General features: G+C 68.0%; 17 protein-coding genes and 1 pseudogene. 4 read left to right on the top strand and 14 right to left on the bottom strand.

The window, feature by feature from the left end; genetic code table 11:
- Nucleotides 1-649: 649 nt before the first annotated feature.
- Entirely contained in the window at nt 650-853 is a 204-nt protein-coding gene (locus BTH_RS34705) for a hypothetical protein (RefSeq protein WP_011402507.1), read from the top strand.
- A gap of 249 nt (nt 854-1,102) precedes the next feature.
- Here BTH_RS34705 and BTH_RS26640 read toward each other — a convergent pair whose 3' ends face one another.
- From BTH_RS26640 to BTH_RS26610, 8 genes are all read right to left on the bottom strand, one after another.
- Complete coding sequence (locus BTH_RS26640; protein WP_009892010.1) at nt 1,103-1,927, bottom strand: ABC transporter permease; 825 nt, start codon at nt 1,925-1,927, stop codon at nt 1,103-1,105.
- Nucleotides 1,928-2,003: 76 nt separating this feature from the next.
- On the bottom strand, nt 2,004-3,065 hold the full coding sequence (locus tag BTH_RS26635; protein WP_009892008.1) for an ABC transporter substrate-binding protein: 1,062 nt from the start codon (nt 3,063-3,065) through the stop codon (nt 2,004-2,006).
- Between the two features lie 57 nt (nt 3,066-3,122).
- Nucleotides 3,123-4,175 carry a LacI family DNA-binding transcriptional regulator gene (locus tag BTH_RS26630; protein ID WP_009892006.1) on the bottom strand — a complete coding sequence of 351 codons (1,053 nt, stop codon included), beginning with the start codon at nt 4,173-4,175 and terminating at the stop codon, nt 3,123-3,125.
- Between the two features lie 1,052 nt (nt 4,176-5,227).
- A complete protein-coding gene (locus BTH_RS34700) occupies nt 5,228-5,368 on the bottom strand; it encodes a hypothetical protein (RefSeq protein ID WP_009892004.1) in 141 nt (46 codons plus the stop codon).
- Between the two features lie 334 nt (nt 5,369-5,702).
- Nucleotides 5,703-6,830, bottom strand: a complete 1,128-nt coding sequence (locus BTH_RS26625; protein ID WP_009892001.1) for a porin — start codon at nt 6,828-6,830, stop codon at nt 5,703-5,705.
- 181 nt (nt 6,831-7,011) lie between these two features.
- Nucleotides 7,012-7,467: a hypothetical protein gene (locus tag BTH_RS26620; RefSeq protein ID WP_009892000.1), complete on the bottom strand. Its 456-nt coding sequence runs from the start codon at nt 7,465-7,467 to the stop codon at nt 7,012-7,014.
- 220 nt (nt 7,468-7,687) lie between these two features.
- The gene (locus BTH_RS26615; protein WP_009891999.1) at nt 7,688-8,815 is read right to left on the bottom strand and encodes a hypothetical protein; all 1,128 of its coding nucleotides are present in this window, start codon (nt 8,813-8,815) and stop codon (nt 7,688-7,690) included.
- Between the two features lie 283 nt (nt 8,816-9,098).
- Nucleotides 9,099-10,499, bottom strand: a complete 1,401-nt coding sequence (locus tag BTH_RS26610) for a sensor domain-containing diguanylate cyclase (RefSeq protein ID WP_009891998.1) — start codon at nt 10,497-10,499, stop codon at nt 9,099-9,101.
- A 619-nt stretch (nt 10,500-11,118) separates the two neighbouring features.
- Here BTH_RS26610 and BTH_RS26605 point away from each other — a divergent pair.
- Nucleotides 11,119-11,721 carry a DUF1326 domain-containing protein gene (locus BTH_RS26605; RefSeq protein ID WP_009891996.1) on the top strand — a complete coding sequence of 201 codons (603 nt, stop codon included), beginning with the start codon at nt 11,119-11,121 and terminating at the stop codon, nt 11,719-11,721.
- A 49-nt stretch (nt 11,722-11,770) separates the two neighbouring features.
- The gene (locus tag BTH_RS26600) at nt 11,771-12,565 is read left to right on the top strand and encodes a DUF2182 domain-containing protein (protein WP_011402502.1); all 795 of its coding nucleotides are present in this window, start codon (nt 11,771-11,773) and stop codon (nt 12,563-12,565) included.
- 327 nt (nt 12,566-12,892) lie between these two features.
- On the opposite strand, the gene BTH_RS26595 is transcribed toward BTH_RS26600, so the two are convergent.
- The 4 genes and pseudogenes from BTH_RS26595 to BTH_RS26580 all read right to left on the bottom strand — a co-directional run bounded on the left by BTH_RS26595 (nt 12,893) and on the right by BTH_RS26580 (nt 15,815).
- The gene (locus BTH_RS26595; RefSeq protein ID WP_009891993.1) at nt 12,893-13,531 is read right to left on the bottom strand and encodes an FMN-binding negative transcriptional regulator; all 639 of its coding nucleotides are present in this window, start codon (nt 13,529-13,531) and stop codon (nt 12,893-12,895) included.
- A 174-nt stretch (nt 13,532-13,705) separates the two neighbouring features.
- Nucleotides 13,706-14,073, bottom strand: a pseudogene (locus BTH_RS32345) (carotenoid oxygenase family protein); the annotation flags it as partial.
- Between the two features lie 21 nt (nt 14,074-14,094).
- Nucleotides 14,095-14,763, bottom strand: coding sequence for a DUF2239 family protein (locus BTH_RS26585; protein ID WP_009909830.1), 669 nt, complete (start codon nt 14,761-14,763; stop codon nt 14,095-14,097).
- A 152-nt stretch (nt 14,764-14,915) separates the two neighbouring features.
- Nucleotides 14,916-15,815, bottom strand: coding sequence for a LysR family transcriptional regulator (locus BTH_RS26580; protein ID WP_009891984.1), 900 nt, complete (start codon nt 15,813-15,815; stop codon nt 14,916-14,918).
- Between the two features lie 254 nt (nt 15,816-16,069).
- On the opposite strand from BTH_RS26580, the gene BTH_RS26575 reads away from it, so the two are divergent.
- Nucleotides 16,070-16,843, top strand: coding sequence for an SDR family oxidoreductase (locus BTH_RS26575; RefSeq protein WP_009891983.1), 774 nt, complete (start codon nt 16,070-16,072; stop codon nt 16,841-16,843).
- Nucleotides 16,844-16,991: 148 nt separating this feature from the next.
- On the opposite strand, the gene BTH_RS26570 is transcribed toward BTH_RS26575, so the two are convergent.
- The gene (locus BTH_RS26570; RefSeq protein WP_009891981.1) at nt 16,992-18,257 is read right to left on the bottom strand and encodes a DUF2242 domain-containing protein; all 1,266 of its coding nucleotides are present in this window, start codon (nt 18,255-18,257) and stop codon (nt 16,992-16,994) included.
- Nucleotides 18,258-18,389: 132 nt separating this feature from the next.
- Nucleotides 18,390-18,974: a class I SAM-dependent methyltransferase gene (locus BTH_RS32340; protein WP_223297066.1), complete on the bottom strand. Its 585-nt coding sequence runs from the start codon at nt 18,972-18,974 to the stop codon at nt 18,390-18,392.
- Nucleotides 18,975-19,139: the final 165 nt, after the last annotated feature.

The raw sequence follows: 19,139 nt of genomic DNA, 5'->3' as shown, positions 1-19,139 counted from the left end.
AAGGGAATTATCGACGGCGTCGATGAAGAACTGATGACGGCGCCGCGCGCGGCGACGGGCCGGGCAGAGCGTGGCGCCAAGCGCGGCGCGGGGTGACGTCGCTTTGGCGGCGCGCACGCGCGTCGATCGCGCTGCGCATCGTCGAATGCTTGCGCAGCGCGATCCCGTGGTTTTAAACGTTTGAATGAAGTGCGCGAGACGGCTTGCGCGGCGATTGCGTCGATGCGCGTCGCGCCGGCGCGGCCGCGAATCGCGCGCATGCAACGGCGGCGCGCTTGCGCACGCGTGCGCCGCATGCGCGCCGCGTCGGCGAAACGGCGGCGAACCCCGGCTTTGAGCGACGGCCGCGGCCGCATGCGCGTCGGCGGGCATCGACGTTCGTCGCGCCATCCGTATCGAGCGCGGCGATCGCCGAGCAATTCGTCTAATTGCCGGTACTCCGGATGTCGCCACGCATGCCGTTACGCTATATTGAGTCGCCGAATGGCGTTCAGGTGTCCGGGAAAAACGGGCCGAACGCCGGGCGCGCCGCACGAAGACGGGTTTGAACACGGCGCGTCGCGCGGCACGTTGCGGGGCGATTGTTGATGGCCAGGCACGAGAGTGGCAACCCCGCTCTTTTTTGTTGTCTACGAGGAGGGAGTGATCGATGCAAGCGATAACGATGGAGCAGTGCAAGCGCATTCACGGCGGCGACAACCTGATCGACGGGACGTTCAACCTGTTGGGTGGCACGTTCACGATCAACAGCAGCTCGCTCAGCACGCTGCTCAACAACGCCAATACGCTCGTCGTCAACGCGAACAACTGGTTGACGAATCCGAAGGGAACGTTGTCGTCGACGAAGAAGTAACCGCCGGCGCGACGCGCGGCCCGTGCCCGGCCCTGGGCTCGCGGCCGCGGCGAGTCGATCCGGCGAGGTGGCCGAGGCGCGCCGTTCCGGCGTCTCGTCCTGACCGAGCCCTGATCGAATCCTGACCGAACCCAGCAACCCAGCCCAGACCCAGCCCAGATCGAGCCGACCCGCATCGGCCCGCATCGGCCGGACGTCACATGCCTCTTCCTTCGCAATGGCGACGATTCTTCCGTCGCTGCATCGTCCTCACGCGGATGCGGCCGTCGCCTGGCCCGTCAGGTTCCGCGCGAGCGCCAGCGCCGCCCACGTGACAATCCCGAGCACGATCGACAAGCCGGCCGCCGTCGCGATGTTGGCGTTCAGCGTGAACTCTGTGTAGATCGTCATCGGCAGCACGTCGAGATCGGTCGCGAGCGTGAATGCCGTGCCGAACGCGCCCATCGCGGTCGCGAAGCAGATCGCGCCCGCGGCGACGAGGCCCGGTGCGAGCGCGGGCAGCACGATGTCGCGCAGCACGTGCCAGCGCGACGCGCCGAGCGAGCGCGCGGCTTCCTCGAGCGACGGATCGAGCTTCGACGCCGCCGCGATCACCGTGACGATCACGCGCGGGATCGAGAAATACAGGTAGCCGACGAACAGGCCCGCGACCGAATACGCGAACACCCAGCGATCGCCGACGAGCTTCTGTGACAGCATGCCGATCAAGCCCTGCCGCCCCGCGAGCATGATCACCATGAAGCCGACGACGACGCCCGGAAACGCGAGCGGAAATGTGAGGAGCGCGATCAGCGCGCGCTTGCCCGCGAACGCGCGGCGCGCGAGCAGGAGGCCAGCGATCGTCGACAGCGCGAGCGTCGCGAGCGTGACGGCGGCGGACAGCGCGAGCGTCGACGCGAGGCTCTTCATGTAGCGCGCGTTCGACAGCAGCGCGAGATAGGCGTCGACGAACACGCCGTTTGCCGACACCCGCACGAGCGAGACCATCGGCAGCAGCCAGAACGCGACGAACACGGCGAGCGCGGGCGCGAGAAGCGCGATGCGCCAGCGCGACGGGAACGTGAGATCGGACATCGTGAAAGCGACTCGTGCGAATGACGAATGACGAATGACGGGCGGCGAGCGACGGCGCGCGCGCCCGTCGCGCGACTTATTGCATCACTTGCAGATACTGCCTGCCGAACGCCGGCTGGCCGGCCGCGAGCTTGCCGAAGTCGACGCTCTTCGCGCGCGCGTACTCGCTCGCGGGCAGGAACTTCGCGGCGACGTCCGCGCTGAGCGCCTGCGCGCGCACCGGCCGCAGATACGCGTTCGCCCACAGCTTCTGGCCTTCGTCGGACAGCACGAAGTCGAGCACCTTCTTGCCGTTCGCGTCGTGCGGCGCGCCCTTCACGAGGCTCATCACGTACGGCACCGAGATCGTGCCTTCCTTCGGAATCACGAATTCGACGTTCGCATGGTCCTTGTACTTCGCGCGATACGCGTCGAAATCGTAGTCGAGCAGGATCGGAATTTCGCCGGACAGCACGCGCGCGTACGCGGTCTGCTTCGGCACGATCGGCGCATTGGCCTTCAGCTTGCGGAACCAGTCGAGCGCCGGCTGGAAATTGTCGAAGCTGCCGCCGAGCGCCTGGTTCACCGCGACGGCGCCCGCATAGCCGACGAACGCGCTCGACGGATCGAGATAGCCGACCATTCCCTTGTACTCGGGCTTCAGCAGATCGGCCCACGAGCGCGGCACCGGCTTGCCGTCGAGCGCGTCCTTGTTGACGAAGAAGCCGAGCGTGCCCGAGTGGATCGCGAACCAGTAGCCTTGCGGGTCCTTCAGGTTCGCCGGGATGTCGTTCCAGTGCGCGGGCTTGTACGGCGCGACGACGCCCTTGTCCTTCGCCTGGACCGCCGACGACACGCCGAGATAGACGACGTCCGCGACGGGGCTTTTCTGCTCGGCGATCAGTTGCGCGATCGCCTGGCCCGAGTTCTTGTTGTCGAACGGCACGCGGATGCCGGTCTTCTGCTTGATCGCCGCGATCTGCGTGGCCCAGTCGGCCCATTCGGGCGGGCAGTTGTAGCAGATCGCGGCGTCGTCCGCGTGCGCGGCGGATGCGCCGAGCGACAGCGCGAGCGACGCGACGGGGAGCAGCACGGCGGCGCACGCGCGACGCACGGCGGCGAGCGGCGAGCGCGAGAGAGGCGAACGGCGGACAGTCACGACAGGTCTCCTTGAATGGGCGAAGCGAGTGGATGCGACGGGAAGCGAAGGCGGGTGTCAGGCGACGCGCGGCGCGCGCGCATCGTGCGCGTCGTGCGCATCGTGCGCCTCGCGAGGCGGCGCGACGGTCGCGCCATCGCGCACCGCGTGCGGCAAGGTGAGCGCGGGATGCGCATGACGCGTGCCGGCGATGCGCTCGGCAAGACGCCGCCATGCGGCGCGGCCGATCTCGCGATTCGGCGTCGCGACGCTCGCGAGCGGCGGCGCGAGCAGCTCGCCGACCGCGAGGCCGTCGAAGCCGAGCACCGACATGTCATCGGGCACCGCGAGGCGCGCGTCGCGCAGGCCGCGGATCACGACCATCGCGAGCCAGTCGTTGCTGCAGAAGAGCGCGGTGGGCCGCGTCGCGCGCGCGCTCAGATGCGCGAGCATCGCGTGCGGCAGCGCCGGCGCGTTGAAGTCGAGCTCGAGCGCGGGCAGCGGATCGAGCCCGTGCTCGTCGAGCGCCTGCGCATAGCCTCGCACGCGCAGCCGCGCGCGGTCCGACGCGTCGAGCGAGCCCGCGAGCATCAGCACGCGCCGATGGCCGCGCTCGATCAGCATCCGCACGCCGTCGTACGCGGCGCGGCGATTGTCGACCGCGACCGACGGGCGATGCGGCGTGTCGTTGTGCATCAGCACGTAGAGCGGGCCGTTGTGGTCCAGCTCGTCGAGGAGCGGGTGCGCGTCGGCATCGGCGACGGTCAGCATCAGCCCTTCGACGCGCTGCGCGCGCAGCGTCTCGATCGCATGGCGCTCGCGCGCCGAGTCGTATTCGGTCGACATCACGATCAGCTTGAAGCCGGCTTGCGCCGCGAGCTCGTCGACGCCTTGCAGGCATTCGGCGAACACGGGATTCGCGAGCGTCGGCAGCACGACGCCGATCAATTGCGTGCGGTCGCTGCGCAGTTGCCGGCCGAGCGGATTCGGGCGGAAGCGCAGCGCATCGATCGCCGCGCGGATCTTCTCGAGCGTCGCGGGATGGACCGTGTGCGGCGCGTTGATCGCGCGCGACACGGTGGCGATCGAAAAGCCGGCGAGCGCGGCGACGTCTTTGATGGTCGGCGTCATGAGCGGGAGGCGGATGCGTGTAAACGTTTTCGTCGACGGGATTATCGGCGGCGTCGATGAAGAACTGATGACGGCGGCAAAGGCGGGTGACGGCGGCGACGTCGGAAGCATGAGTGGCGGCGGGCACGCGATGCGGCAAGGGCGCGGCGATCGGCGACATGCAGCGGCATCGGTATTCGGACGATGCCGATGAGCGAAAGCGATGCGAGGACACGGTCGAGTACATGCGCTCGTTCCGTCGGCGACGCGCACGCGAGCAACGCGGAAAATCCGCCGCTCATCGTGACGTCGCCGGCTCGACCGGCGAGCGTCCTCGGCGCGAGCAGCGGCGCGACATCTCCGGTTTTGGAGCGTGCATGCATCGGCACGCTGGCGCTCGCGGCCGCGTTGCGCGGGGGGCTATGCGATCGTGGCCGAGGCGGCATGCGGCGATACCTCGATAGCGGCGAAGCGGTGAACAGGTCCGGATTGCGCTCGACAGGCCGGTTGCGTGGCCGCAGCTCCATGCCGCGTATCCGCAGTGACGGCACATGCCGGCCGAGGTGCGCGCGTTTGTCGACTTACCTGATCGATGCGGCGAGCGCGCGGCGCAGACGCGGACGGCGCCGGATCGCGCGTGATCGGGCTGCATTTTCGGGGGCGAATCGGAAAGGCGCGCGCGAGCAGTGGTAGAATCGCGTCCGCCCTTGCCGGGGTGATGAAATTGGTAAACATAGCGGACTTAAACGATTGAGTGCCCGGCCGGAAACGGCCGGTGCAGAACCCTTCAAATTCGGCGAAACCCCTGGCGCGCGATGCGCCGAGGCAACGCCGAGCCAAGCCCCGAAGCGGACGGAAGAGCGGCGGCGGGGAAGGTGTAGAGACTAGACGGGGGGCGCCTAACGCGCATGAGCGGCAGCAAGGCTTGTGCGCAATGGCGAAGGCATAGTCCAGCGCACGAACGGCGCCGCGCGGCGCCGGCTTCGAAAGAAGCAGTGTGACGAAAATCCGCCGCCTTAATTGGCTTGCCGGTTCGAGTCCGGTCCCCGGCACCACGAGATTGTGCGGCTCGGTCATTCAAAAAGGCGGAAGCCAGCCGGAAGCCGCCGGGGCTTGAACGTCTCCGCTAATCGGTCGATCTCGACCGCGGCTCCGCTGTCCAGGGCGTCATGCTTGCACGGTTCGTGCCGCGTCGCTGAAATCTCGAAGGTCATTCCCACATTTGCTAGTGCTTGGCACGCGGAAAGGTCGCGTGCCTGAGCGTAGCCATCCCCAAGCGCCCCATCGCCCAAGCGGTGCCGGATGCGAGTCGTCCGCCGAATTCAGGCCGCACGCTGCCGACGGAGTTGCTGGCCGACCGAACCGTGCGGGACTGGGCAACGCCGGTCGGCGTAACCACCGTCGATCGCGCGGCCGTTGATCGCCGCGCGGCCGCCGGACGTTTCGCCAACGCTCGAGCCCGGCGCCCGAATCGCCCGGCGATCGGGCGAATCCTCTTCCTGACCGCCATGGCGCGGCCGAACCTGCGTTGGAGACGCAGGCGCAACGTCAGAACCGATGCCGGATTCCGACCGTCGCCGCGACCTGCGTGTTCGTCGACGATGCCCCCAGGCCGTTGATCGACGCGAAGCCGAGCGCGGCATCGGACGGCACGCCGAATTGATGCTGGTACACGCCCTGCGCGTACACGTCCGTGCGCTTGCTCAATGCGTAATCGGCCATCAGCGTGACCTGATGCCATTTGGGACGGCCGGTGGCCGCGCCGTCGTAGCGGCCGTCGGTGAACGTATAGGCGCCGGCGAACGAAACGGCGGGCGTCAGTGCGTAGCGCGCGTTGATCTCGTAGTTGTCGAACCGCAACGCGCGCATCGCACCGGGCAGCGAAGCGGCGGCGGTATCGTCGAGCATCGTGTGCGTCCAGAGCGCGCCGAGCGTCGCGCGGCCGAACGTATAGCTGCCGCCCGCGCCCATCACGCGCTGGCGCGCGGCGGGAAAGTTCGGCGCGTCGTTGGTCGACAGCGCGCCGTTCGCCGTCGTGCCGCCGCGATTCAACTGCAGATAGGCGGCGGCGAGATTGACCGGCCCGTTGCCGTACGACAGGCCGACGCTGTACGCGCGGTTGCCCGAAAAGCCCGCCTGGTTGCTGAACCCGTACACCGCGCCGAGCTGCATGCCGGCGATCGTCGGACTCGCGTATTTGACTGCATTGTCGATGTAGAACGAATCGTCGATGTTGTCGTTGTCGAACGGATGCGCGGCCAGATTGTTGCCGTCGCCGTTGTTCGCGAGCGCGATCGGCCCGAGGCAGTCGACGACCGAATCGTATTGGCGGCCGAACGTCAGCGTGCCGTAGTCGTCCTGTCGCAGGCCGACATAGGCGCGGCGTCCGAATACGGTGTTCTTGTAGGAAGACGAACCGTTGTTGACGTTGACTCCGCTCTCGAGGCGGAACAGCGCGTGCCATGCGCCGCCTAGGTCTTCGTTGCCGCTCAGGCCGAACACGGTGTTCGACAGCAGGCCGCTGCCTTGCTGCCACGCGCTCTTGCCCGATTGATTGTTCGTGTATGCGATGCTCGCGTCGAGCAGGCCGTAGAGCGCGACGCTGCTTTGCGCGTGCGCCGTCGCGGTTGCGCCGAGCAGGGCGGCGCAAGCCGCGCCGATGACGGGTTTCTTCATGTTGGAATCTTCGAAAGGCTCGATCAAAAAAGAGAACGACGACTGCCAAGCGCGGCCGGCATCCGGTGCGCCGTGTCGAGGTGCGAAACGGCCTGCCGGTTGCCGGCAATGCTTGTCCGGAAAAACGCGCGGATCGAGTGCCCGGCTCAGGCGGCTCGATGGCCGCCGGGCCGTGCGGGGCTCACGCGTCGAATGGCTGGTGCGTGACGCGTGCGTTGCGTTGCGATTCGGCGCGCTCAGCCGGCGGTGAGCCGGATGTCCGCATGCGCGTTGCGCGAGGGGCGAGCGCTTGCGGCGCGCGACGGATCGGGCCGAACTCCGCTTCGGGCAGCGCGTGCATGATCGACGACATCGCATCCGGCACGGACGTCCTCGCCAATTCGAGCTGGAGGCACGCTTGTCCGGTCTTGGTGTCGATGACCGCCGTGTAGATGTCGAGCGCGGCGCCGAGCACCTGATGCAGCAGGCGCCGTACGCGCGGCAGATTGTCGGTGCCGACGCGTATCGACATCAACACGCGATAGTCGGCCGGGGCCGCGCGCACGCGATTCGGCGCCGATCGTTCGCGAGCGGCCGCTCGCGGCGTGTGGAAGGACGGCAGGGCGATCGGATCGAGATGGAAACTGAGCGGCTTCATGTGCGGTTTTTCGCGCGGCGGTGCAGCCCGAGCCACGGAGATTTCGTCTGGAACATGACGGGCATTCTAGGAATCGCCGCGAAGATTCGGTGTATAGAGTGCTTCGTCCGATGAAAAAATCGTGTAAACCGCGCGGGCTTCGATCGTGATCGAAGCCGGCTGGAGGCGAGATGCGAGAGGCGAGACGATCCTCGCGAAACCGGGTCGGCTGTCGCGCCTCTCAAACGAACTCGAACGTGCGCACGCGGCGTTGCCGGGTGCGAGCGAGCGACGCGTCGGCCTGCACGCAGCCGATCGAATCGTCGACGATGCGCGCATCGCGTCCGTTCCGCGTTTTAAGCAATACCGATCCATGCCGAATGACGCGCTCGGATTCGGGCAGCCAGAACGGAACGCCGGGATCGGACTGCTCGGACTGCTCGGGCGTCGCCTTCGCGTCGTGCAGCGAGCCGCTCGCGTAGCCTCTTGCTCGCCATTTGCGCAACACGCGATCGATTTGCGCGTCGAGCGAGCGCTGCTGCTTGTCGGATCGATGGTCTTGATCGAGGCTCAATGCAATCGCGATGGCGATGTCGTCGGCGTCGTGCGACACGAAGATGCTCTGTCCGCACATGCCTCCCGCGGCGTCCGCGATCGCGAACACGTCGTCCTGCAGTTCGGCGTGCGCATCGCGCCACGCGCCGATGCCGACGGCGGGCGCGCCGCTTGTTTCAACCGCGTGCGCGGCGGCCTCGCGCGGACGATGAAACGAAAGACTGACGATCGCGGGCGGCCGCACTTCGTCGTACAGCAGGAAGTAATAGGCGGCGGAGAGGATGGCGATCGGCGCCGCGATGGGGGCGATCGCGCCCATCGCCCCTTCCGACGCATAGGCCGCGACCGCGACCGCGAGCGCCGGAACCGCGAAGGCGAGCAGCTTGCCGGCGAGGAAGCCGAGTGTGAACGGCAGCGAATGGATCACGGGGCGCTTGCGGCGGTTCAGCCATCTGCCGCGAACCGGCCGCCTCAGATATCGCTGGAACAGCAGCGCGACGAGTATCGCGACGAGCGCGATGCCGGTGTAGGCAAAGAGCCTCGAATTGGCGAGCGACATCAATTCGGACATGACGTCGAGCGCAACGTCGTGCCCGGCGTTCGTCGGCGTGACGGACCGGTAATGCGCGACGAACGCGCCGGCGAGATGATAGGCCGCCCAGGCGGATGCGCCCGTCGGCACGAGCCAGTCGAGGAACCAGCGCTTGGCCCAACCGAATCGGCTGGTCTCCAGCTTAGGCAACGGCGTGCGCAGATGGCGATATCTGAAAGCCGACAGCTTGTCGCGCCACGTCGGCGGGGCAGTTTTTTTCATGGTTGGAAGCGGGCGTTGTCGCGATCGTTGGCCGATGTGACGGCGCGGCGGGGACGTGTCGTTTCTCTCGAGCGGCCCATCGAGGTTATCGGCGCCGATCGGAAAAACTGAAATGAGCTTCCGCCCGTGCGAGCGGGCAGTCGGCAAGCGGCCCGCACGCACGCGCGGCGGCACGCTTCGCCGGTGCGACGCCGGTTTGGGGCGCGGCGCGCGTGCCCGTCGCCCGGTCCGCGCCCGCACAACCGCCGATGCGGCCATCCGGTCCGACCGTCCGTGCCGCCGCCTACGACGCGACGACGCGATTGCGCCCCTCGTTTTTCGCGCGATAGAGCAGCTTGTCGGCGGCGCTCAGGATTTCGTCGACGGTGTCGCCGTCGCGCCCGTACTGCGACACGCCGATGCTCACGGTCACGGGCGTATGCGTGCCGTCGATGCCGAACGACGCGTTCGCGATCGTGGTCCGCACGCGCTCCGCGATTCCGCTCGCCGTGTCGGCGAGCATGCGCGGCAGCAGCACCATGAACTCCTCGCCGCCGACGCGCGCGATGTGGTCGTAAGGACGGATCGCGGCAAGGCACTGACGCACGAAGTTGCGCAGCACGACGTCGCCGACCTGATGGCCATAGTTGTCGTTGATCGTCTTGAAGTTGTCGAGATCGAGCGCGAGCAGCGAGAACGCAGTGCCGTCGCGCTTCGCGCGCGCGATTTCCGCCTGCATCTGCTCGATGAACTTGCGCCGGTTCGACGCGCCCGTCAGCGGATCGGTGGTCGCGAGATGCTCGAGCTTCTGGTTGGTGCGCTTGAGCTCCTGCAGCGCGCCCTCGGTGCGCGCCATCGATTCGGCGAGCCGCGCCATCAGATCCTGCTGGCTGTAGACGGTCGCGAACGAGCGGGTCGTGATCAATGCCTGAACGACGCCGAAGCTCAGCATGAAGAATCCGGCCGCGAAGATCGCATGCGCGAGCCACCACATGTGGTTCCACGGCTTGCCGAGAATGAATGCGATCGACGACAGCGCGAACGACATCACCGAGATGCCGTAGACGAGCATCAACGGCGTGCGGATGCGACGCGCGAGCAGCAGCGCGACGTTGACGAGCGACACGATCATCGCGCCGCCCTCCATCGACGCGCGCGTCCACAGATGGCCGGCGATCGGCGAGTACGCAATGGCGGCGACCGCGACGCAGACGAGCACGAAGCCGGCGATCCACGGCAGCCATGTCGACAGCAGCGTGCGACGCTCGGGCGGATCGGCGTTCCTGAAGTACGACAGTTGCCCGACGAGCAGCAGGATCGACATCACGAGGCGCGATGCGGGGCCGTACAGCAGGAACAGCCAGATGTTCTGGTGCGCCATGCCGGTGAACGCGCCGTGCAGCGAGTAGATCAGCGCGAAGCCGAAGAAGCCGAGCGTGAGCCAGCGCAGCAGCGGCTCGCCCGACGACAGATAGCAGCGCCACGTCACGTAGGTGACGAAGAGGCCCTCGAGCGTCGCGGCGGCGATCGCCAGCTCGTGGAACTGATGGTTCTCGAAGACGAGCCGCGGATCGATGAAGAACCGCACGTAGACGATCAGGTACGCCGGCACGAGCGCGAAGCCGATCAGCAGGCATGCGGTGTAGAGCCGGGCGATGATGTTGATTACACGCGGCGATTCATGGGCTGTGAAGACAGTGCTCACGGTAGCCTCCGCAACGCTGTTTCTGGATCGAGATGGGAAATCGGCGCGCAACGCCGGGGGGCGAACGTTGTTGCGTCGGGGCCCGCGCCGCTTGGTTTCGCTATGCGTCTTGTGTGTCGTCTGACGAGAGTATAGGCGTCGCCTTTCGTTTGACAATACGCTCGGATCGGTTCCATGCACCCGGACGGGTAGCCGAAGCGGCCGGCTGTTCAGCTTTGAACAGCACAGGCGAGCCGTGAAATTGGTGATGAAACATTCTCGCGCGGCCTGCCGGGAAGAAGGCGCGCACGCTCGTTCAGGGCGATCGGGGGCGATCGGGACATGCGCCGGGCATGACCGGCGCGGTGCGAAGCGTTGATGCAGCCCGGCGGCGAAATCGGGCCGGCGTGCGCCGAGCCGCGTGCCGGGTCGCGCGCCGATGGCAGGGCGGCCGCATCGCTTCTGTGGGGCGTTCGATCGCGCAAGCGTTCGACGCAGTCGACGCAAACGTGATGTCCCGCCGTTTCGTCTGCGTAGGGTTTTCATAGGTCGCGAAAGGGCCGCTACGCGGAGTCGGCGTGAATATAGTTAATCGATGGACCGGCTCGAATCCGGTGTGTTGGTCGCGGTGGAGGTCATCATGAGCTACAGCCTGGAGGGACGCATACTCGAAGTGTGCGATTGCAAGGTGCTTTGCCCGTGCTGGATCGGCGAGGACCCCGACAATGGCACGTGCCGGGCGACGGTCGCCTACCACTACGACAAAGGCATGATCGACGACGTCGATGTGTCGGGGCTGACAGTTGCGTTTGCCGCGTTCGTGCCGGGCAACATCCTGCAGGGCGACTGGCGCGTGATCATCTTCATCGACGAACGTGCGGGCGATGCGCAATTCGAGGCGCTCGCCGCCGTCTATCGCGGCGAACGCGGCGGGCCGCTCGCGGATTTCTCGAAGCTCTTCGGCGACATTGTCGCGATCGAGCGCGCGCCGATCGATTTCGACGTGCGCGACGGCCGGGGCTCGCTGAAGGTGGGCAGTACCGCCTACGCCGAGCTCGAACCGTACCTGGGGCCGACGGGCGAACCGACGAAGCTCGTCGAGAGCATTTTCTCGACGATTCCCGGATCGCCCGCGTTTGTCGGCAAGGCCGGCACGTTCCGCATGCACGAACAGAAGCTCGGCATCGATCTCGACCTGAGCGGACGGAACGCGATCCAGGGTTTCTTCACGTTCAGTTCGTGATGCGTATTGGCGCGAAGCGCCGTTGTGCATCCACGAAGCGCGCATCGTCATGAACGCGACTTCGTCGCGCCGCGTGTTCGTGCCGCTCGCGATCGCGTCGATCGCCGCGGCATGGGGCGCATTGTGGATATGGGGTAGCAGCCCGTATGCGCGCTTTCTCCATCCTGTCGACTGGTCCGCAACGAATCTCGCCGGGTTGTGCCGGCTGATTCCGGCGGGAGGCGCGATCGTGCCGGCGGCGCTGCACGTTGCGGCGTGGCTGCTGATGATCGTCGCGATGATGCTGCCGACCGTGCTGCCGCTGCTGCGAACGTTCGAGCGCCTGACGGCCGCGCGGCCGGACCGCAACCGGCTGATGCTGCTCGTCGCGCTCGGCTATCTCGCAGCATGGAGTGCGTTCGGGCTCGTCGTTCACGCCGGCGACGCCGGCCTGCACGCGTTCGCGCGACGCACGCCGTGGCTCGCGTGGCATGGATGGCTCGTCGCCGCGATCGTGCTGGCGCTGGCGGGCGCCTATCAATTCAGCCCGCTCAAGTATCGCTGCCTCGACAAATGCCGCTCGCCTCTGATGTTCGTGAGCGAGCAGTGGCGGGGTAAGCATCCGCGGCGGGACAGCTTCACGCTCGGCATGCGGCACGGTCTTTATTGCGTCGGGTGCTGCTGGATGCTGATGTGCCTGATGTTCGCGGTGGGCGCGGGCAGCGTCGGCTGGATGCTCGTGATCGGCGCGGCGATGTCGGCCGAGAAGAACCTGCCGCATGGCCGGCGGCTGAGCGCACCGCTCGGCGTCGCGCTGCTCGGATGGGCGGCGTCGATCGCCGTGGCGGGCGTGGGCGCGACGTGATGCACGGCGCCGGCGCATCCGGTCATGCAAGCCGGCGGCCGGTTGACGCGGTGGACAACGCATGTTCGACCGCGCTCCCCCGTTGTCTCGATTTCGGGTAGCCGCTGCCGGCGATCGAGGCCGGGCATCGACGAACGGCACGGCGGCTCGATGCTCGATGCGCCGACGTGCCGACGTGCCGCAGCAGCGGCCGCCCCCGTCGGAAGCCCCATCGGCGAGGGCGCGATCCGGCACGCGGTTCGTCCGGCGAAGAAGACGGCCCGCGGCATCGCGCGCAACGCAGATGCTCGGGGAGCCGAACGAAGCGAATCCGCGCCGCCGTCGCGTCTATTCCGGCTTCTCGGCGGCCTTCGCGAGCATCAGGTCGCCGATCGCGTCGCCGCCGCACGCCTTCAACGCTTCGCCCGCGCCGCGAATGTCGCGCGCCTCCTTGTTCTGGCCAAGCTTGCATTTGCCGGCGAGCCGCGTGATGTCGATCTGCAGGCCGACGATCGACTGCAGCATCGCGTCGATGTAGTCGGTCGGCGCGTCGCCGATTCTCCACGGCGCGGGCTGCGCCGCTTCGTGCGTGCGCGTGAGGCGCGCGACCACGCCGCGCACGAACGGCTCGTCGTCGCGAACGGCGATTCGTCCGTGCGCGTGAACGACGACGTAGTTCCACGTCGGCACTTGCCGGTGGGATTCGTGCTTGCTCGGATACCAGTTCGGCGAGATATAGGCGTCGCCCGCGCGGAACACGACGAGGACTTCGTCGCCGCTCGACACCTGTTGCCAGACGGGATTCGCGCGCGCGACGTGCGCGCGCAGCACGCCGAGCGTTCCGTCGCCCGGCGCGAGGTCGAACGGAATGTGATTCGCATCGAGCCCGCCGGCGCCATGCGTGATCAGGATGCCAAACGGGTGCTGCGCGATCAGCGCGTGCAGGACGTCGGTGCGGTTTTCTTCGAAATGGGCGGGAACGTACATGGCGGCTCCGCGGTCGGGCTGCGTTCGCGCAGCGCATCGAGGTTAGACGATGCGGCTATTGTCGCCTCGAACGGGTTTATTCTGCAGAGCCGGTTGAGCCGGTTGAGCCGGTTGAGCCGGTTGAGCCGGTTGAGCCGGTTGAGCCGGTTGAGCCGGTTGAGCGGTTTCCGGTGATCCGGAATGATCCCGAGATGCGCCCGCATCGTCGGAATGCCGTCGCTCGGTGACGTTCGGATTCGTGTCGACGAGCGACGGCGCCCGCGCCGGATCGTGCACGCGCGCCCAGCGCTGCGTGCGCGCCCAGCGTTGCGGTAGCGTGTCGCGCGGCCGTGGTCGAACGATATCGCGTGCAGCATTGCGTCCTCCGGCCACCAGGACAGCACGTCGCTGCCGTCGAAGCGGCCGCGCAGCGGATTGGGCCCGTTGCGCACGAGCACGCCGTTCGGCTCGCGCGGAATCGCGCCGCTCACCCGCAGGTCGACGGCGTCGATCTCGTCGGCCACGGGCGCCAAGGCGCCCGCATTCAAGTCGATGGTCGTCATGGTGTCGTGCGCCGGGGCGGGTCAGCGGGCGTCGGGCGACGGGGCATCGGCGTCGGGCGACGCGAGCGCGAGCGCGTGTTCGCGCACGTCGGCGGGCCATCCGGCGGTCAGCTCGCGCAGCCGCGCGTCGTCGTTCGCGAAGAGCGCGCGCGACGCTTCCTCGAAGCCGGGCATGTCGCCCGCGATCGCCGACATGAAGTGGTACGCGCGCTCCTGCGCGCGGCGGCTGCGGTCCTTGTGCGCGTGCGAGCGGCGCGCTTCGTCGACGAGGCGGCGCAGCGCGACCGACGCGCCGCCCGGCTGCGTCGCGAGCCACGTCCAATGGCGCGGCAGCAGCGTGACCTCGCGCGCGACGACGCCGAGCCTCGGGCGGCCGCGTCCGCGCGGTTCGTTCGCGAGCGAAGCGACATCGGCGGCGTGGTCGGGGTCGGGCGCGGTTTCGCGGTTCGCGTCGTCCGGCTCGACGGGCGTCGCGGCCGGTGCGTAGCGGGCGGCGACTTCGTCGTCCGAGCCGCGCGTGTCGATGTCGATCGGGCGGCCGGTTGCATTGTCGAAAATCAGAATCGCGCCGCCGACCGCGTCGCTTGCGACGGCCCGCTTGATCGCGAGCGCGACCGCGGGCAACGGACCGGCCGCGTGCCGCCGGTAGCCGTCGAACGCGGTGTGGGAGGGAAGGGGAAGGTTCGTCATCGCATGGGGCCCTTTGATCGCATCCATGCGGCATTTATACCCGGATATAAATTGATGGTCAATAACATCCGGGTAATATTTGTCGATCGGCCGCCACGCCGGCCGGGCGAGGCGCGGCGATCGAGGCGGGCGCGCCTCGATGCCTGCAACGCCTACAGCACCTTTGCCCGCAGCAGCGCCTCCAGCCATTGCGCGAACACCTGAAAACGCCGCGACAGATGCTGGCGGTGCGGATACAGCAGCGTCATCGGCATCGGCGCCGCGCGATGGTTCGGCAGCACTTCGACGAGTTCGCCCGCGCGCAGGTGAGCGTCGACGTCGTACGCGGGAATCTGGATGAGGCCGAGTCCCGACAGGCAGCACGCGATGTACGCCTCCGCGCTGTTGACGGTCACGCGCCCGCGCAGCGCGACGCGCTTCACCGCATCGCCTTCGACCCATTCCCACGGCGCGATGCGCCCGTTCGTCGGCGACGCGTAGTTGACGGGCTGATGGCGCTCGAGATCGGCGGGCGTGCGCGGCACGCCGTGGCGCGCGAGATACGCGGGGCTCGCGACGTTGATGAGCGGCAGGTCGCCGATCGCGCGCGCGACGAGGCCGGAGTCGCTCAGCGTGCCGACGCGCAGCACGCAGTCGACGCGCTCCTCGATCAGGTTCACCGCGCGGTCGGTGAGGCCGAGCTCGACGCTGATCTGCGGGTAGCGGTCGAGAAACTCGGGCAGCGCGGGCGCGACGATCAGGCGTCCGATGCGCCCCGGCATGTCGACGCGCAATGTGCCGCTCGGCCCGACGGTCGAATGGCGGAACAGATTCTCGGTTTCCTCGACGTCCGCGATGAGGCGCAGGCAGCGTTCGTAGAGCGCGGCGCCGTCCTGCGTCGGCGTCACCTTGCGGGTCGTGCGGTACAAGAGCCGCGCGCCGACGCGGCCCTCCAGCTCCTGGATCGCCGCCGATACCGACGAGCGCGGCATGCCGAGCGTATCGGCCGCGCGGGTGAAGTTCGCGCATTCGACGACGCGCGCGAACACGCGAAAGAGGTCAATGCGGTCCATCGACGGCTCCGTGACGATGCGCGACGCGCAACTCGCCCACCGTATCGGATGCGGCGGGCGGCGCGAGCGCGGGGGCGGGCGGAAGGGCGAGCAAGGTCATCGTGGCGGTGAGAGGGGCGCTAAGCGACAATTGGTCGGATTTTATGACGGGTGATGTCAGAATCGATGGCTTTATAAGGATTTTTTGGACTATATCATCCGAAGGCATGCAAGGCCGTATCGGACGGCCTCGCGCGTCGAAACGGAGAGCAAACATGGCAGATCACGGCATCAAGGGCAAAACCGTCATCATCGCGGGCGGCGCGAAGAACCTCGGCGGGCTGATCGCGCGCGATCTCGCCGCGCAAGGCGCGAAGGCGGTCGTGATCCACTACAACAGCCCGGGTACGCGGGCAGACGCGGAAGCGACCGTCGCCGCGGTGAAGGCGGCGGGCGCGCACGCGGTCGCGCTGCAGGCGGACCTGACGACGGCAGGCGCTGTCGAGAAGCTGTTCGCCGACGCGGTGGCCGCGGTCGGCCGCCCGGACATCGCAATCAATACCGTCGGCAAGGTGCTGAAGAAGCCGTTCGTCGAGATCACCGAGGCCGAATACGACGAGATGGCGGCCGTCAATTCGAAGACGGCGTTCTTCTTCCTGAAGGAGGCGGGCAAGCACGTGAACGACAACGGCAAGATCGTCACGCTCGTCACGTCGCTGCTCGGCGCGTTCACGCCGTTCTATGCGGCCTATGCGGGGATGAAGGCGCCTGTCGAGCACTTCACGCGCGCGGCCGCGAAGGAGTTCGGCGCGCGCGGCGTCTCGGTGACGGCGGTGGGGCCGGGCCCGATGGATACGCCGTTCTTCTATCCGGCCGAAGGCGCGGACGCGGTCGCGTACCACAAGACGGCCGCGGCGCTGTCGCCGTTCTCGAAGACGGGCCTGACCGACATCGAGGACGTCGTGCCGTTCATCCGCCATCTCGTCAGCGACGGCTGGTGGATCACCGGCCAGACGATCCTGATCAACGGCGGTTATACGACGAAGTAGGCGGAGCCCCCGGTGGCGGGGGCGGCGAAGCTCGTGGCGGAGTTTGCGCCGAAGCGGACGCCGCCCCGCGTCCGTTGCGAACTCCGCCGCGCCGATCGATGGCGATGGCGCTCGCGGCCCGACGCGGCGCGAGCGCCGGGGCGGCCGATCAGTTCGCGTTGACGTCGTGGGTGGCGGATGGCGCCGCGTCGGCGGTTGCCGTGGCGTTCGCCGAGGCAGGCGCGGGGCCGGCCGCCGGCGCGGCGGCCGGCGTTGCCGCTGGCGGCGGCGTCTGCGCGGCGTCCGCCGGGAACGGCGCGTCGGGCGATATCGGTGACGGCGCGGCGGTCGCTACGGGCGTCGATGCCGGCGCCGGCGCTGGCGTAGATGTCGAAGCGGACATCGCCGCCGCCGATGTCGAGACGGATGTGTTCGCCCGCGCCGGTTGAGTCTGCGATGCGACGGGCGCAGCCGGCGGCGCGATCGACGACGTCGCGCTCGTCGAGGGGGCCGGGGCGAGTTCGGATGCGGGTGCGGGCATCGGCGCCGATGCGGGCGTCGGTACCGACGCCGCCGTGGGCGCCGACGCGGTGGCCGGGGCCGATGCCGGCGCGGCATGCGTCACGGGCGCGGCCGCCGCCGCAGGCGTCGATGCGGCAGAGGGCGAGGCCGCCGGAGCCGATGCCGCCGCCGATGCCGCGGCGGACGCGGGCGCTGCCGTGCCGGCCGACGCCGCTTCGGGCGCGGCAGCGGACGCAGGCGCGGGCTCCGCCGGCGGCGTCGGTGCGGCAGGCGTCCTCAGTTTCATCGGCGCGCCTTCGGCCGTCTCCGCCGGTTCGGGCAGCGGCGCGACGCGTTCCTTCTCGGCCGCCTTGACGGCCGCTTTGTCGCGGCGCGTCGGGTCGATCTTCAGGAAATGGTCGACGAGATTGAAGAAGCGCTCGTAGAACACGCCGGCGGGAATGGTCTCGCTCGCGATCTTGACCATCGCGTCGTCGCTCGAGCCGATCGGCAGCGACAGCGAGCCGAACACGCTCAGGCCGACGCTTGCCGACGTGTTGCTCTTCTTCAGCGAGTAGCGGTCCTGCACCGCGTTCACATAAGCGATGCTCGACGCGCCGTCGACATCCGCGTCCGCGCAGACGACATGAAATTCGATGACGACGTGCGAGTCGTTGCTCGGCTGGAAGTTCTTGCTGCCGTCGACCGCATCCGGGCGCGTCGCGCTCGCCATGTAGCCCTGGCTCAGCAGTGCGCGGCGCGCGGCTTCGCACGTCGCGGCCGATTTTTCGTGGAACGTGCGCGCGTACGGGCTCGCGGTCGCGTCGAACTGTTCCTGCTGATAAAGCGGCTTGGGCGCCGACGTGCAGGCGGACAGCACGGTCGCGATCGCAACGGCGGATGGGGCGAGAAACGGTCGGAATCGGTTGTGCATGACGTCATTCAAAGTGGCGGGCCACGCGCGGCGCAGTCCGGCCCGGGCCGACCCGCGGGCTCGACGCGGCCGATCGGCGCGGCCTCGCGCATGCGGCGTCGGCCGATGCGATGTGGCATGGCGAGCCGGCTATTATAGTTTTTCTTGGTGCGCAGCAGCAGGAACACGCGTCGCGAGCATGACCGGCCAAGACATCGCGGGCGTGCTGGCAGCGCGGCAGACGGGTAAGGGGCGTCGGCCGGGTATTGATGTCGCGACGGGACGTCGCGACGGCGCACACGACGATGCGCCGGCCAGAACCCAGCTCGAAAGGACGACGTCCGCTGAAGCATCGCGAAAGGAGGGCCGCTGGAGGTCTTCGTGCCGGATGCCCTTGACGACGTCGCCGCTGCGGTCGCGATCCCCGAAAGACTCGGAGCGGACGCCCCCCGGCAATTTCGACCGCCGCTCGTGCAACGGGCCGTTCGATTCCGCATTGCACGTGCGGAATCCGTGCGGGAATTCGATGGGCCGATCGAGCGGCCGGGCATGAATGCGCCGCCTGAGGATCAGCGCCATTTGCCGTTGACGGCTTGACGAGCCGCACTGCGAACACGTTCCCGATTCGCGCAGCTGTTTCGCGAATTTCGCGAAGCTGGCTTCGTAGTCGCGGACGGAACGGATGCCGCGCAGCTCTTCGGCGGGCGGCACGTTTTGCGGATCGATGTACTCCTGCACGGGACCTGCACGGGATGGAGCCGGCGGGATGCCGTCTGCATCAAGCGCACGCGGGCGCGAAGCGGCGAACCCGGCTGCTGCGCGAAATCCGCACGGAACTGCTGCTTTCATCGCTCGCGGCGCGACGCTATCGTGAGGCGCACGAGATGTGGCTCGCCGTGTTGA

The sequence above is a fragment of the Burkholderia thailandensis E264 genome, assembly GCF_000012365.1.
GTDB lineage: Bacteria > Pseudomonadota > Gammaproteobacteria > Burkholderiales > Burkholderiaceae > Burkholderia > Burkholderia thailandensis.
This window is presented reverse-complemented; position numbering and strand designations above follow the sequence as displayed.

Coding starts and splice junctions, on each gene's coding strand:
- BTH_RS26575 (WP_009891983.1), top strand. CDS start 16,070: ATGGCAGATCACGGCATCAAGGGCAAAACCGTCATCATCGCGGGCGGC.
- BTH_RS26620 (WP_009892000.1), bottom strand. CDS start 7,467: ATGAAGCCGCTCAGTTTCCATCTCGATCCGATCGCCCTGCCGTCCTTC.
- BTH_RS26570 (WP_009891981.1), bottom strand. CDS start 18,257: ATGCACAACCGATTCCGACCGTTTCTCGCCCCATCCGCCGTTGCGATC.
- BTH_RS34700 (WP_009892004.1), bottom strand. CDS start 5,368: ATGACCTTCGAGATTTCAGCGACGCGGCACGAACCGTGCAAGCATGAC.
- BTH_RS34705 (WP_011402507.1), top strand. CDS start 650: ATGCAAGCGATAACGATGGAGCAGTGCAAGCGCATTCACGGCGGCGAC.
- BTH_RS26595 (WP_009891993.1), bottom strand. CDS start 13,531: ATGTACGTTCCCGCCCATTTCGAAGAAAACCGCACCGACGTCCTGCAC.
- BTH_RS26625 (WP_009892001.1), bottom strand. CDS start 6,830: ATGAAGAAACCCGTCATCGGCGCGGCTTGCGCCGCCCTGCTCGGCGCA.
- BTH_RS26600 (WP_011402502.1), top strand. CDS start 11,771: ATGAACGCGACTTCGTCGCGCCGCGTGTTCGTGCCGCTCGCGATCGCG.
- BTH_RS26640 (WP_009892010.1), bottom strand. CDS start 1,927: ATGTCCGATCTCACGTTCCCGTCGCGCTGGCGCATCGCGCTTCTCGCG.
- BTH_RS26630 (WP_009892006.1), bottom strand. CDS start 4,175: ATGACGCCGACCATCAAAGACGTCGCCGCGCTCGCCGGCTTTTCGATC.
- BTH_RS26585 (WP_009909830.1), bottom strand. CDS start 14,763: ATGACGAACCTTCCCCTTCCCTCCCACACCGCGTTCGACGGCTACCGG.
- BTH_RS26615 (WP_009891999.1), bottom strand. CDS start 8,815: ATGAAAAAAACTGCCCCGCCGACGTGGCGCGACAAGCTGTCGGCTTTC.
- BTH_RS26605 (WP_009891996.1), top strand. CDS start 11,119: ATGAGCTACAGCCTGGAGGGACGCATACTCGAAGTGTGCGATTGCAAG.
- BTH_RS26580 (WP_009891984.1), bottom strand. CDS start 15,815: ATGGACCGCATTGACCTCTTTCGCGTGTTCGCGCGCGTCGTCGAATGC.